We start from the raw sequence: 13,299 nt of genomic DNA, 5'->3' as shown, positions 1-13,299 counted from the left end.
CGGCCTGGGTCGATAATTGGGGCATGGACGCAACGCAATTCAAGAACCAGTTTCTGCTTGCCATGCCGGGCCGCGTGGAAGGCGAGTTCGCCGATAGCGTGACCTTCGTCGCCGAGCATAACGCCGATGGCGCCATGGGCCTGGTAATCAACAAACCAAGCGATCTAGCGGTCGCCGACATGCTGTCCCAGCTGGATATCGAGGCCCACGTGGCGCGCGATATGCCGGTCTACTGGGGCGGGCCGATTCAGACCGAGCGCGGGTTCGTCCTGCATCGCGACGAGGGCGACTGGGAATCCAGCCTGCATATCGATGGTGGCCTGGCCATCACGACGTCGCGCGATATTCTCGAGGCCATCGGCAACGGCTTCGGGCCCAGCGCGTTTTTGATCACGCTCGGCTACGCCGGCTGGGGCGAAGGACAGCTCGAACAAGAAATGCTGGCCAACAGCTGGCTCAGTACACCAGCCGATCAAAGCATCATTTTCGAATCGCCGGTCGAGCGCCGCTGGGCCGATGCGGCCGGATTGCTGGGCGTTTCCGCCCATCAGCTGTCCGGTTTGGCGGGCCATGCCTGACGACGGCGTCGCACTCGGCTTCGATTACGGCAAGCGACGCGTCGGTATTGCCGTGGGTAGCCATGTGACCGGCAGCGCCCGGCCTCTGACCACCTTGGAGCATCGCGCCGGCATGCCCGACTGGGCAGCGCTCGATGCTCTGATGGCCGAATGGCAGCCGACCGCGCTCGTCGTCGGTCTGCCGTTAAACGCGGCAGGAGAGACACAGAAAATGACCAATCGCGCGCGTAATTTTTCCGAGGAAATCTGGGGCCGCTACCGCGTGACCGTACACACCGTCGACGAACGCTATACCACCATCGAGGCCGGCGAGCGCCTGCGCACGGCACGTGCCACGGGCAGCCGCGGTAAACGGATCGCCAAGGGCGATATCGACGCGATGGCCGCCCAAACCATTCTGGAAAGCTGGCTGACCGGGCAACTGGACTCGGCGCCAGCGGGGGACCACAGATGACCGATTCGACCGAAAGTTTCGACGTCGACGCCGCGCTCGCGGCGCTGACTGCCCAAGTCGAGCCGTTGATTGCCGAACATCCCGATGCGGTAATCGTCGGCGTGGAAACCGGCGGCGCCTGGATCGGCGAGCGGCTGCATGCTCATTTCGAGCTGGCCAGCCCGATGTGCACGATCAACATCAGCTTCTACCGCGACGATTTCTCGATGGTCGGCCTGCACCCGAGCGTCGGGCCGTCTAATATCCCGGCGGAAATCGACGGCAAGACCGTCATTCTGGTGGACGACGTGCTCTACACCGGCCGCACGGTTCGGGCCGCGCTGAACGAGCTGTTCGACTATGGCCGCCCGTCCGCGGTCAAGCTGGCGGTTCTGGTCGACCGCGGCGCACGCGAGCTGCCGTTCGCGCCGGACGCCGCCGGCCTCAAGCTCGACCTCGAAAAAGATCGCCGGATCAAGCTGACCGGCCCGGAGCCGCTGCGCCTGACCATGCGCTAGCGGCGTCCGACGCCTTTTCGCCCGCCCTGCCCCGACTTTCCAGAAACGCGCATGAACACCGATATCCAGCTCGACGCCCACGGCCAGCTTCGTCACCTGCTGACCACCGAAGGGCTGCCGAAGTCCTTACTCGAGCGGATATTGGATACCGCGGAATCGCTGGTGCCGGAGGTTGGCGCGCCGCCGAAGAAAGTCCCCCTCCTGCGCGGCAAGACGGTGTTCAATCTGTTCTTCGAGAACTCGACGCGCACGCGGACCACCTTCGAGCTGGCGGCCAAGCGGCTGTCGGCCGATGTGATCAACATGGACGTCGCGACTTCCTCGCGCGCCAAGGGCGAGGACGATCTCGACACCCTGTTCACGCTACAGGCCATGGGCGCGGATATCTTCGTTGTCCGACATCCCGAAAACGGGGCGGCTGCGCACTTCGCCGCCCACGCGGCGCCGCATGTCGCCATTATCAATGCCGGCGACGGCAGCCATGCGCACCCGACACAGGGCCTGCTCGACGTGTTCACCATTCGTCGTCACCGGCCGGATTTCGAGAACCTCAAAATCGCCATCGTCGGCGACGTCGCCCACTCGCGCGTCGCGCACTCCACCATTCACGCCCTGCGCACACTCGGCACCACCGACATCCGCGTGATCGGCCCGGAACGCTTCCTGCCGCCGGCCCCGGGCGCTCTGGGCGTGACCGCGACCACCGACATCCGCGCCGGCCTGGCCGACGCCGATATCGTCATGGGGTTGCGCATCCAGCGCGAGCGCATCGAAGGCGACGCCCTGGCCGGCGTGGCCGACTACCACCACGATTTCGGCCTCACGCCTGCCAATCTGGCGCACGCGTCGAAAACCGCCCTCATCATGCATCCCGGGCCGATCAACCGCGGTGTGGAAATCACGGCCGAGGTCGCCTATTCCGACCAGTCGCTCATTCTCGAGCAGGTACGTAACGGTATCGGCATCCGTATGGCGGTCATGGCGATGATCGCGGGTCAGACCAGGGGCGGCTCGCCCGACGCGCCGTAGTCGTCGTGATCGTCGGGTTCGTTGGCTTCCTGATAGGCCTCGACCCGGCTGGCGACTTCCTGCGCGCCCTTGACGCGCGCGACGTGATAGATCGCATCGCCGGCGTGCACCAGCGGTAGATAAGACCGGCCGATCACGATGCCGGCATCTTCGGCGGTCACGGCCACTTCGGTGGTCCCGAAGGGATCGGCGACATACGCCAGCACCTGGTCGCGTTCGACGTATTCGCCCAGCTCCACCAAGGAACGGAGAATGCCGGACTCCGGCGCCCGCTGCCATGAGGAATCCTCGGCCACTACCGGCTTCGGCGGACGCTTCGAAACCTTGCGGCGCGGCAGCATGCCGAGATGCCGCATCACATTGCGAACCCCCCGCACCCCGGCCCGAATCGAGAACTCGTCGAAGCGCAGGGCCTCGCCGGCTTCATAGAGCAACAACGGCACGCCCTTGCGATCGGCGTATTCACGCAACGACCCTTCGCGCAGATCGGCATCGATGAGCAGCGGGCAACCGAAGGCATCGGCCATCGCGCGTACCGTCGGCTGCGACAGATCGGCGCGGATCTGCGGCAGATTGGCGCGATGGATCGCGCCCGTATGCAGGTCGATGCCGTAATCCGAATGCAACACGATCTCGTCGATGAACACCTTGGCCAAACGCCCCGCCACCGAGCCGTTGGCGCTGCCGGGGAACGAGCGGTTGAGATCACGCCGGTCCGGCAGGTAACGCGAGTTGCGCAGAAAACCGTGCACGTTGACGATCGGCACCACGATCAACGTCCCGCGCAACTGCTTGAGTTCGCGCAGCCGCAGCACGCGGCGGATGATCTCGACCCCGTTGAGTTCGTCGCCGTGTACCGCCGCCGAAATAAACAGCGTCGGCCCGGCCTTGCGGCCGCGAATCACGTTCACCGGCATGGTGAGCTTTGCGTGCGTGTACAGGTCGGCGACCGGCACCTCGATACTCACGTTCTCGCCCGGGTGGACGGTCTGGCCGGCGATTTCCAGCGGCGCTGCCTGGCCGTTGTTCTTGTGTTTCGACTTGTCCGTCATCGCATACCGGGATCGGCGTTACATCAAAGGACGGGCCGGGCCATCCGCGCCCGTCTACGGTCAGGACACACCAGCGGCGGCTAACCGGCGCCGCGGGTGCGGGTCTTGCCTCGCTTGGAGTGGCCCTCGATAAAGGCGATGATCTGGCCGGCGATATCCTTGCCGGTCGCGCCCTCGATACCCTCAAGCCCGGGCGAGGAATTGACTTCCATCACCACCGGGCCGTGGTTCGAGCGCAGCAGATCGACGCCGGCCACGTTCAAGCCCATGATCTTGGCGGCTCGGACCGCGGTCGAGCGTTCTTCCGGCGTGATCTTGACCACGCTGGCCGAGCCGCCGCGATGCAGGTTGGAGCGGAAATCGCCTTCCTTGCCCTGGCGCTTCATGGAGGCCACGACCTTTTCGCCGATCACGAAACAGCGGATATCCGCGCCCTTGGCTTCCTTGACGTATTCCTGCACCAGGAAATGCGCGTCCAGGCCGCGGAAGGCGTCGATCACCGATTCGGCCGCGCCGCGGGTTTCGGTCAGCACCACGCCCTTGCCCTGGGTGCCTTCGGTGAGCTTGATCACGTAGGAATCGCCACCGACCAGATCAAGCAGATCGTCGGTATCGTCCGGCGAGTGGGCGAAGCCGGTCACCGGCAGGCCAATGCCCTTGCGCGACAGCAGCTGCATGGAGCGCAGCTTGTCTCTGGAACGCGAGATCGCGACCGACTCGTTGAGCGGGTAGACGCCGATCATCTCGAACTGGCGCAGCACTGCCGTTGCGTAGAACGTGATCGATGCGCCGATACGCGGAATGATCGCGTCAATGCCCTCGAGCTTCTTGCCCTTGTAATGAATCTCGGGCGCGTGCGGCACGATGTTCATATAACAGCGCAATGGATCGACCACCATGACGTCGTGACCCCGCCCCTTGGCGGCCTCGATCAGCCGCGAGGTGGAGTAAAGATTCCTGTTGCGGGACATGATGGCGATCTGCATGGCTCAACCTCGGCGTCGAAAGACTCGTGCGCGGGCCCGGCGCACCGGGGATGTGGATCGGGCGTTCGATCGCCCTGCCGTGACGATCGCCAGCATGGCCGAACGCTACGCCCAGGGCGGTCGGCCGGTAACAAACGAGAGGGTCGGGTCCACACACAGCGCCGACATCGCCGTGCGTCCGACGAGCATACGGAACAACATCGTGTCGCGCGCGGTCAGCGTGATTTCCACCGGCCATCGCCGGTCGGACATCATCAGATCGGTCGCGATGACGAGGCGCCACTCGCGATGACCGCCGGAGTCGCGCACATTGCGCTCGTCGACGATCGGCGCCTGGCACCAGACGATGTGTTCGGTATTGCCCTGATATGGATGAACGCCGAATCGCGCAACACGCTGGCCGTGCTCCCGGCCGGCGTCCAACGAGAACGTATGCAGCGCCGACGTTCGAGCCCCAGTGTCGATCTTGGCCTTGATCCAGTCAATGCCCAGATCGGGCAGACTCACCCATTCTCGCCAGCCGACGAAGGTTTTCGCCGGGTCCGCGTTGTCGGTTTGTTGCATGTCGAATCGCTCGTCGGCTCTGGCCACTCTGTCGAATCAATGATTTGAGAAGGCCAGTCGACTCTGGAGATTGTCTCGTGAGTCGGCCTGGTCCAGTGCTTCGTCTACCGTAATCCGGCCAGCATTGACGTGGGCCAACAGCGAATCGTCGAAAGTCATCGCGCCGCTGGCCGGGTCCGCCTCGGCCAGTGCCTCGCCCACTTTGTCGAGGCGCCCCTTGAGAATCAGGTCGGCGATATAGGCCGTGTTGAGCAGGATCTCGTACACCGCGACCCGGCCGCCCTCACGCCCGGCCACCAGCCGCTGCGATACGATCGCCCGCAGGTTCATCGACAGATCCATATACAACGACTCGCGCTGGGATTCGGGAAACAGCGCCACCAGCCGCTGCAGACATTGATAGGCGTTGGAGGCATGCAGGGTCGCCATGGCCAGATGCCCGGTACCGGCCAGCTGTACACAGGCATCGGCCGTTGCCATGTCGCGGATCTCGCCGACCTGGACCACGTCCGGCGCCTCGCGCATGGCCGAACGCAGCGCCCGGGCGAAACTGCGCGTATCCGCGCCGAGTTCACGCTGGTTGACGATCGAACGCTTGTGGCGGTGCATGAACTCGATCGGGTCCTCGATGGTCAGGATATGCCCCGGGGCGTTCTCGTTGCGGTGGTTGACCATCGCCCCGAGCGTGGTCGACTTGCCGGAACCGGTCGCACCGACCACCAACACCAAGCCGCGCTTATACATGGCCAGGCGCTTGAGCACGTCCGGCATATCGAAATCGGCCATGCTCGGCACGTTGCCGATATTGCGCAGCACCATCGCCACCGAGCCGCGCTGACGGAACACGTTGACGCGAAACCGGCCGGTATTGCCGAAGCGAAACGCGAAATCCAGTTCGCGCTCGACGGCGAACTCGGCCTGCTGCTCGTCGCTCATCAAACTGTTGGCAAGCTGTTCGATCACGGCCGGCGTCAGTGCCTGGTCCGACGTGGCACGGATCGGATAAATACGGCCTTCAATGCGCAGCGTCACCGGCGCGTGCGTGGTGAAATAGATATCCGACGCGCCCTTGTCCATGGCCAGCTGCAAATAGGCCTCGATACGCGGACCGTCATCCATGGCCATCGTCCTGATCGTCCCGGTCATCCTCGTGGTCGGCCATGGTCAGCGAGCGCACCTCCGGATCCATCGAAAGATTCTGACGCGCGCGCTCGCTGTTGAGCTTGATGTTCAGCCGCAGCTCGTTCTGCGAGTCGGCGTTGCGCAGCGCTTCGGCGAAATCGATCACCCCGTCCTCGAACAGCTGGAACAGATGCTGATCGAAGGTCTGCATGCCCTGTTCCGTGCCGCGCGCCATGACATCGCGCAGCTCGGCCACCTTGCCCTTGAACACCAGGTCGGTCACCAGCGGCGTATTCAGCAGGATCTCCACCGCGGCCGCACGCCCGCCGCCGACCCGGCGTACCAGCCGCTGCGAGATGATCGCCCGCATGTTCAGCGACAGATCCATCAGCACCTGTTCGCGCTTGGCTTCATCGAAGAAATTGATCACCCGATCCAGCGCCTGGTTGGCGTTGTTCGCATGCAGCGTACACAACACCAGATGACCGGTCTCGGCAAAATTGAGCGCGTATTCCATGGTTTCGCGCGAGCGCACTTCGCCCACCAGAATCACGTTCGGTGCCTGGCGCAGCGTATTCTTGAGCGCGTTGTCCCAGGACTGCGTATCGACGCCGACCTCGCGCTGGGTGACGATCGACTTGCGATGCGGATGCACGAACTCGATCGGGTCCTCGATCGTGATGATATGGCCGGCCTGATTCGCGTTGCGATGGCCGAGCATGGCCGCCAGCGAGGTCGACTTGCCCGACCCGGTCGCGCCGACAAAAATCACCAGCCCGCGCTCGGCCATCACCACATCCTTGAGGATCGGCGGCAGCCCGAGATCGTCGAATTCCGGAATCTCGGTATTGATAACGCGCAGCACCGCGCCAACGCGCCCCTGCTGCACGAACGCCGAGACACGAAAACGCCCCGACGACGGCGAAATGGCGAACTGCGCTTCCTTGAACTCGTCGAACTCGCGCGCCTGACGATCGTTCATGATCGAGCGCACCATCAGGGCCGACTGTTCGTCGGTGAGAGGCCGCTCCATAAGCGGCGTGAGCTGGCCATCTTTCTTGATGGCGGGCGCGAAGCCAGCCGTGATGAACAGATCCGAGCCGCCGTCGGCGATCAGCCGTTCCAGCAGTACGGTCACGAGTTTGGTGGCCTGGGCACGATCCATAGGCGATTACGGCGAGTAATGGACGAAAATCAGACGGAATCCTTATTGGCCGCTTTGCGCGCGGCTTCCTCGCGATCGACCATACCGCGCTGCACCAGTCGCTGCAGGCACTGGTCGAGCGTCTGCATGCCGCTCTGCTGACCGGTCTGGATCGCCGAGTACATTTGGGCGATCTTGCCTTCGCGGATCAGATTCCGGATCGCCGGGGTACCCATCATGATCTCGTGCGCCGCCAGCCGGCCGCCCGGCTTCTTCTTCAGCAAGGTCTGCGAGATCACCGCGCGCAGCGATTCCGACAGCATGGCGCGAACCATTTCTTTTTCCTCACCGGGAAACACATCGATGATGCGGTCGATGGTCTTGGCGGCCGACGAGGTATGCAGCGTGCCAAACACCAGATGCCCGGTTTCGGCCGCGGTCAACGCCAGCCGGATGGTTTCCAGATCGCGCAGCTCGCCGACCAGAATCGTGTCCGGGTCCTCGCGCAGCGCGCTGCGCAGGGCGGCGCTGAAGGAATGCGTATCGCGCGAAACTTCGCGCTGATTGACCAGACACTTGCGTGAGCTGTGGACGAATTCGATCGGGTCCTCGATGGTGAGGATATGGCCGAGCTCGGTTTCGTTCTTGTGGTTGACCATCGCCGCCAGCGTGGTCGACTTGCCGGAGCCGGTCGGCCCGGTCACCAGCACCAGCCCGCGCGGCAGCGAGGCGATCTCGCGAAAGATCGGCGGCGCTTCCAGATCCTCCAGCGAGAGCACTTCCGAGGGAATGGTGCGGAACACCGCCGCCGCGCCCCGGTTCTGGTTGTAGGCATTGACGCGAAAACGCGCCAGACCGCCGATCTCGAACGAGAAATCTGTTTCCAGATGCTCGTCGAAATCGCGCCGCTGGCGATCGGTCATGATGTCGTAGATCAGGTCGAAGACTTCCTTGTCTTCCATCGCCGGCAGGTTGATACGGCGAATATCCCCGTCGACGCGAATCATCGGCGGCAGCCCCGCCGACAGATGCAGATCGGAGGCGCCCTGTTTTACCGAGAACGCCAGCAGCTGCGAAATATCCATGCATTACTCCCCGGGAATCGTGCGCGCGTCACCCCCGCCCACACGATACGAACACGTTATCCTAACCCTATCGGCAGACACCTGCTGTAATGGAGAATCAAATGCCTCGCCCCGCTGATTCCGGCCGCGCAGACACCGTGGACGTTGCCGCCCGGCTCGCCGATATCCGGCGCCGCATCGACGCGGCCGCCGCGCAATACGACCGTGATCCGGACGACGTGCATCTGGTTGCGATCAGCAAGACCAAACCAGCCGCCATGGTCGCGGCCGCGCTGGATGCGGGGCAACACGACTTCGGCGAAAACTATCTGCAGGACGCGCTCGACAAGATCCAGGCTCTGGCCGAGCGCGATATCGCGTGGCATTTCGTCGGCGATATCCAGTCGAACAAGACGCGCGATATCGCCGCCCACTTTGACTGGGCGCATGCGGTCGATCGCTTCAAGATCGCGCGTCGTCTGTCCGACCAGCGGCCCGAGGGCATGGCCCCGCTCAATGTCTGCATCCAGGTGAATATCGACGCCGAAGCCAGCAAGTCCGGCCTCGCGCCGGGGGATGTCGCCGAGCTGGCCGACCAGATGGCCGAGTTGCCCGGCATTCGCCTGCGCGGTCTGATGGCGATTCCGGCCGTCCGCGACGATTTTGAGGCCCAGCGCCGCCCGTTCGCCGCGCTGCGCGCCCTGCGCGACGATCTGAACGCGAACGGCCACACGCTGGATGTGTTGTCGATGGGCATGAGCGCCGACATGGAAGCCGCCATCGCCGAAGGCGCGACGCACGTCCGTATCGGCACCGCCATCTTCGGTCCGCGCGACCGCTGATACGCTCCATCGTACGGACGATTTATACCAACGCCGTTGCGGGCTACACTGCGCGGCGACACGCAAGCCGGGCATCGACATGAGTTCCAACGATCAAGCCAAGCGCGCCGCGGCCGAGGCCGCCTACGAGTTTCTCATCGAGGACGACTACATCGGCATCGGCACCGGCTCCACGGTCAATCATTTCATCGACGTGATGGCCGAGCGCAAACCCTCGATCCGGGCCTGTGTATCCAGCTCCGAAGCCACCAGCGCGAAGCTCAAGAAGGCCGGCTTCGAGATCGAGGAACTCAATTACACCGGCAACCTGCCCGTGTATTTCGACGGCGCCGATGAAATCAACACGCACTTCGAGATGATCAAGGGCGGCGGCGGTGCACTCACCCGCGAGAAGATCATCGCCAGTGTGTCGCGGCGCTTCGTCTGCATGGTCGACGAATCCAAGCGCGTGGATATTCTGGGCAACTTCCCCTTGCCGGTGGAAGTCATCGAAATGGGCCGCAGCGCGGTGGCCCGCCAGCTCGTCAAACTCGGCGGCTCGCCGGAACTGCGTCCCAATGTGCGCAGCGACAACGGCAACCCGATTCTCGATGTCTATAACCTCGATCTGTCCAACGCCATCGCGATGGAAGACAAGATCAACGCGATTCCAGGCGTGGTGACGGTCGGCCTGTTCGCGCGCCGCCCCGCCGATGTTCTGATCGTAGGCAGCGACCACGGCGTGCAAACGCTCACGCGCAAACCGTAGAGCACAGGGCGGCCGGTTTCGATCGGTCGCCTTGAGGGTGTAAACACACGGACTGATCGGGATAAATGCAAGATCCGATAGTTGCGTCGGTCGGCTCAGGTGCTTGCAGCGTAATCCGACAGCCAGGCCTCGGAACTCGCCGATTGAGCGTCGAATTACGCGCGGCGCGCTAACCCGGCCCACCCCAAGACATTGTTTTTAAATTCGGTAGGCGGAATAAGGGTTTCGTCCTGTCGTTCACCCATCCGGCCAGCGCGCCCGCGCTTCGCCCCCAACGCTTATCGCCCGTGACCCAACCCCAGCAACAGGCTCCGGCCCTGACCCCCAGCATGCCGCTCGTCACCGTGATGGCGGTGGCCTGCGGGCTGGCGGTGGCCAACATCTACTACGCGCAACCACTGCTCGATCTGCTCACGCGTCAATTCGGCATCGGCAGCGGTACCGCTTCCCTGATCGTCACCGTGACCCAGATCGGCTATGCCGCCGGGCTGGTCTTTCTGGTACCGCTGGGCGATCAGGTCAATCGACGCCGCCTGATCACCTGGACCGCCGCCGGGACCGGGGCCGCGCTGGCCGCGGCCATGATCAGTCCCGGCTTTGGCTGGTTCGTCGCCGCGAGTTTCTTCATCGGCGTCACCGCCACCTGTGCCCAGATCATGGTGCCGATGGCCGCCCACCTGGCCGAGGACGGCCAGCGCGGCGCGGTGGTCGGGCGCGTGATGAGCGGCCTGCTGATTGGCATCCTGCTGGCGCGCGCCTTCTCCGGCATCGTGGCCGATATCGCCGGCTGGCGCGCGGTGTTCGGCATCGGCGCGCTTACGATGTTCGTGCTCGCCGCCGTGCTCTATCGCGCGCTGCCCGAAGAGGCCAGCGCCGCCGCGAGAATGTCGTACCCGCAGACTCTGCGCTCGGTGGCTGCCCTGCTACGCGACGAGCCTACGCTGCGTCGACGCATCGTTTACGGCGGCTGCGGCTTCGCCGGTTTCACCATCGTCTGGACCGCCCTCCCGTTTCTGCTCGCACGCGCCCCGTATCATTACGGCGAAACCGCCATCGGTCTGTTCAGCCTGCTGGGCGCGGCTGGCGCGCTGGGCGCCAATGCTGCCGGCCGGCTACACGACGCCGGCTACGGGCGGCGCGCGGTAGCGGGTTTCATGCTCGCAGCGATTGCCTCGTTCGCGGGCATGGGGCTGTTCAGCACGCACGTCGTTGCAATCGTACTGGGGCTGTTCTTCATGGATCTCGGCGTTCAGGGCGTCCAGATCCTCAACCAGAGCACGATCTACGCACTGCGCCCGGAAGCGCGCAGCCGGATCACCACCGCCTATATCGGTTGCTTCTTCATCGCGGGCGCCATCGGCTCGGCGCTGGCGGGCGTAAGCTTCGAACTGGCCGGCTGGCCCGGCACCATGGCCGTGGCCGGGCTGCTGGAAGCCGCGGCGCTCGCGTTCTGGGCGACCGAACGCTAGTCCATAACTTTCCAGGGCATTCGTAACACCGATTGCGCGCCATCGAATCAAGCCCTAGCCTGTCGATCCATCGCTCTGCCGCACCCCGATCATGCCCGACGTTTTTGACATCACGCTCGAATGCCACGGCGCCCTCACCGACCTACTCGGTGGTGATACCGTCCAGCTCGCGCTCGATGCACCGCACACCGTCGATCATCTGATCGACAGTCTGAGCGAACGCTGGCCCGAAGCCGCCGGCCTGCTGGCGCGCACCGCCTGTGCCCGCGGCGACGCGCTGCTGCCGCCCGGCAGCCCGCTCGGCGACGACGACCGGATCGCCCTGATCCCACCGGTCTCCGGCGGCGTGCCCGGGGTGGCGGACGACGACAAGCATCTCACCGCCGCGCCGCTCGATCTGGACGCGCTGATGGCCGAAACCGAGGACGAGCGCTGCGGCGCACTGGTGATATTTGGCGGCACGGTCCGCCTCACCAACGCCGGCCGCACGGTCGAGTCCATGGATTATTCCGCCTACGGCCCGCTGGCCGCCCGCACCATGGCCGATATCGAGCGCGAGACGCTCGAGGCCTTCGATATCCATGCCTGTCGCCTACAGCACCGCACCGGTCGTCTCGGGCTGGGTGAGATGAGCGTCTACGTCGTGGTGCGCGCAGTGCATCGCAGGCCCGCGTTCGAAGCCGCCGAGCACGCGCTGGAAGAGCTCAAGGCCCGCGTCGCCGTCTGGAAGAACGAATATTACAGCGACGGCACCCGCGCTTATCTGGAAGGCACCGAGGTCCCCACCCCGGAGCGCCCGCGTCACTCCCCGGGAGATCAATCGTGAAGAACGTCGGTATGAAACCGGACAGCCTGCGCTCGGCCGTGGCCGCCGCACGCTTCTATGCCCCGCCGCATTGTCTGCAACGCATCGCCTCGCGCGATACCGAAAAAGGCGACCCGCAGGCCTCGGCGCGCATCGCTGGCATCCTGGCGGCCAAGCGCACGGACGAACTGTTGCCGCTGTGTCATCCGCTGCCGATCCATGCCGCCGAAGTGCACTTTGCGATCGAGGCCGATCATGTCGCGATCGAAGCCGAAGTCCACACCATCGGCCCCACCGGCGTGGAAATGGAAGCGCTCACCGCCGCCAGCATGGCCGCGCTCACGCTCTATGACATGCTCAAGCCTTATGCCGAGCCCGAGGAACTGCGCATCGGCGATACCCATCTGCTGGAAAAACAGGGCGGCAAGAGCCACTACCCGCGGCATTTAAAAAGCCCGTTGGCAGCCACCGTCCTCATGGTGTCGACCCCAGTGGCCAACGGCCACAAGCCGGACGCCGCCGGACAGAGTGTGGTCGACGCGCTTGGCAAGGCCGGCTTCGAGCCGATCGATTATCGCGTGCTGCCCGACGATATCGAGCAGGTCGGCGATGCCGTTGATGAAGCCGTCTCGACCGGCGCCCCGCTGATCGTCACGGTCGGCGGCACCGGCATCGGGCCCAAGGACAAGGTGGTGGAAACCGTTGAACCGCGGATCACCACGCCGATGCCCGGGCTGATGGAGGCGGCGCGGGCCTTCGGCACGAAGCGCACGCCGTATGCCGTGATGTCGCGCGGCGTATCTGGCTTCATCGGCTCGAGTCTGGCGGTCACCTTCCCCGGCAGTCGTGGCGGTGCCGAGGAAACCATGGCCGCGCTGCTACCGAGCCTGGTGCATATCGTCGAGATCCACCAGCGGTTCGCGCGCGGCGCGTAGAACGCCGCCG

15 protein-coding genes are annotated in these 13,299 nt (G+C 64.6%); 9 read left to right on the top strand and 6 right to left on the bottom strand.

Annotation, left to right across the window (positions count from 1 at the left end; all coding sequences use genetic code 11):
- Positions 1-23 precede the first annotated feature (23 nt).
- The 4 genes from C41B8_RS09245 to C41B8_RS09230 are packed head-to-tail and all read left to right on the top strand — an operon-like array spanning position 24 to position 2,558.
- Complete coding sequence (locus C41B8_RS09245; RefSeq protein ID WP_037337083.1) at positions 24-578, top strand: YqgE/AlgH family protein; 555 nt, start codon at positions 24-26, stop codon at positions 576-578.
- Entirely contained in the window at positions 571-1,032 is a 462-nt protein-coding gene (gene ruvX, locus C41B8_RS09240) for a Holliday junction resolvase RuvX (protein ID WP_037336936.1), read from the top strand. The genes C41B8_RS09245 and ruvX overlap by 8 nt, the downstream gene beginning before the upstream one ends.
- Positions 1,029-1,529: a bifunctional pyr operon transcriptional regulator/uracil phosphoribosyltransferase PyrR gene (gene pyrR / locus C41B8_RS09235; RefSeq protein ID WP_037336934.1), complete on the top strand. Its 501-nt coding sequence runs from the start codon at positions 1,029-1,031 to the stop codon at positions 1,527-1,529. The genes ruvX and pyrR overlap by 4 nt, the downstream gene beginning before the upstream one ends.
- 51 nt (positions 1,530-1,580) lie before the next feature.
- On the top strand, positions 1,581-2,558 hold the full coding sequence (locus C41B8_RS09230; RefSeq protein WP_037336931.1) for an aspartate carbamoyltransferase catalytic subunit: 978 nt from the start codon (positions 1,581-1,583) through the stop codon (positions 2,556-2,558).
- On the opposite strand, the gene C41B8_RS09225 is transcribed toward C41B8_RS09230, so the two are convergent.
- The 6 genes from C41B8_RS09225 to C41B8_RS09200 all read right to left on the bottom strand — a co-directional run bounded on the left by C41B8_RS09225 (position 2,525) and on the right by C41B8_RS09200 (position 8,511).
- Positions 2,525-3,610 (bottom strand): succinylglutamate desuccinylase/aspartoacylase family protein, encoded by a 1,086-nt coding sequence (locus C41B8_RS09225; protein ID WP_051883323.1) that lies wholly within the window; start codon positions 3,608-3,610, stop codon positions 2,525-2,527. The two genes, C41B8_RS09230 and C41B8_RS09225, sit on opposite strands and share 34 nt — an antisense overlap.
- Positions 3,611-3,690: 80 nt before the next feature.
- On the bottom strand, positions 3,691-4,596 hold the full coding sequence (gene rimK / locus C41B8_RS09220; RefSeq protein WP_037336928.1) for a 30S ribosomal protein S6--L-glutamate ligase: 906 nt from the start codon (positions 4,594-4,596) through the stop codon (positions 3,691-3,693).
- 105 nt (positions 4,597-4,701) lie between these two features.
- The gene (locus C41B8_RS09215) at positions 4,702-5,160 is read right to left on the bottom strand and encodes an ATP-dependent zinc protease family protein (RefSeq protein WP_037336926.1); all 459 of its coding nucleotides are present in this window, start codon (positions 5,158-5,160) and stop codon (positions 4,702-4,704) included.
- Between the two features lie 36 nt (positions 5,161-5,196).
- Complete coding sequence (locus tag C41B8_RS09210; protein WP_037337077.1) at positions 5,197-6,279, bottom strand: PilT/PilU family type 4a pilus ATPase; 1,083 nt, start codon at positions 6,277-6,279, stop codon at positions 5,197-5,199.
- On the bottom strand, positions 6,272-7,447 hold the full coding sequence (locus tag C41B8_RS09205) for a PilT/PilU family type 4a pilus ATPase (protein ID WP_037336924.1): 1,176 nt from the start codon (positions 7,445-7,447) through the stop codon (positions 6,272-6,274). The genes C41B8_RS09210 and C41B8_RS09205 overlap by 8 nt, the downstream gene beginning before the upstream one ends.
- A 29-nt stretch (positions 7,448-7,476) precedes the next feature.
- On the bottom strand, positions 7,477-8,511 hold the full coding sequence (locus tag C41B8_RS09200; RefSeq protein ID WP_037336922.1) for a type IV pilus twitching motility protein PilT: 1,035 nt from the start codon (positions 8,509-8,511) through the stop codon (positions 7,477-7,479).
- Positions 8,512-8,612: 101 nt separating this feature from the next.
- On the opposite strand from C41B8_RS09200, the gene C41B8_RS09195 reads away from it, so the two are divergent.
- The 5 genes from C41B8_RS09195 to moaCB all read left to right on the top strand — a co-directional run bounded on the left by C41B8_RS09195 (position 8,613) and on the right by moaCB (position 13,289).
- Positions 8,613-9,332 carry a YggS family pyridoxal phosphate-dependent enzyme gene (locus tag C41B8_RS09195; RefSeq protein WP_051883340.1) on the top strand — a complete coding sequence of 240 codons (720 nt, stop codon included), beginning with the start codon at positions 8,613-8,615 and terminating at the stop codon, positions 9,330-9,332.
- 79 nt (positions 9,333-9,411) lie between these two features.
- Positions 9,412-10,080 carry a ribose-5-phosphate isomerase RpiA gene (gene rpiA, locus C41B8_RS09190; RefSeq protein WP_037336920.1) on the top strand — a complete coding sequence of 223 codons (669 nt, stop codon included), beginning with the start codon at positions 9,412-9,414 and terminating at the stop codon, positions 10,078-10,080.
- A 287-nt stretch (positions 10,081-10,367) separates the two neighbouring features.
- A complete protein-coding gene (locus C41B8_RS09185; protein WP_232226030.1) occupies positions 10,368-11,549 on the top strand; it encodes an MFS transporter in 1,182 nt (393 codons plus the stop codon).
- Positions 11,550-11,640: 91 nt separating this feature from the next.
- Positions 11,641-12,375, top strand: a complete 735-nt coding sequence (locus C41B8_RS20085; protein ID WP_084188757.1) for a molybdenum cofactor biosynthesis protein — start codon at positions 11,641-11,643, stop codon at positions 12,373-12,375.
- Positions 12,372-13,289: a bifunctional molybdenum cofactor biosynthesis protein MoaC/MoaB gene (gene moaCB, locus C41B8_RS09175; protein ID WP_037336918.1), complete on the top strand. Its 918-nt coding sequence runs from the start codon at positions 12,372-12,374 to the stop codon at positions 13,287-13,289. Before C41B8_RS20085 ends, moaCB begins: the two co-directional genes overlap by 4 nt.
- The last annotated feature ends 10 nt before the right edge of the window (positions 13,290-13,299 follow it).

The sequence above is a fragment of the Salinisphaera hydrothermalis C41B8 genome, from assembly GCF_000732535.1.
GTDB lineage: Bacteria > Pseudomonadota > Gammaproteobacteria > Nevskiales > Salinisphaeraceae > Salinisphaera > Salinisphaera hydrothermalis.
This window is presented reverse-complemented; position numbering and strand designations above follow the sequence as displayed.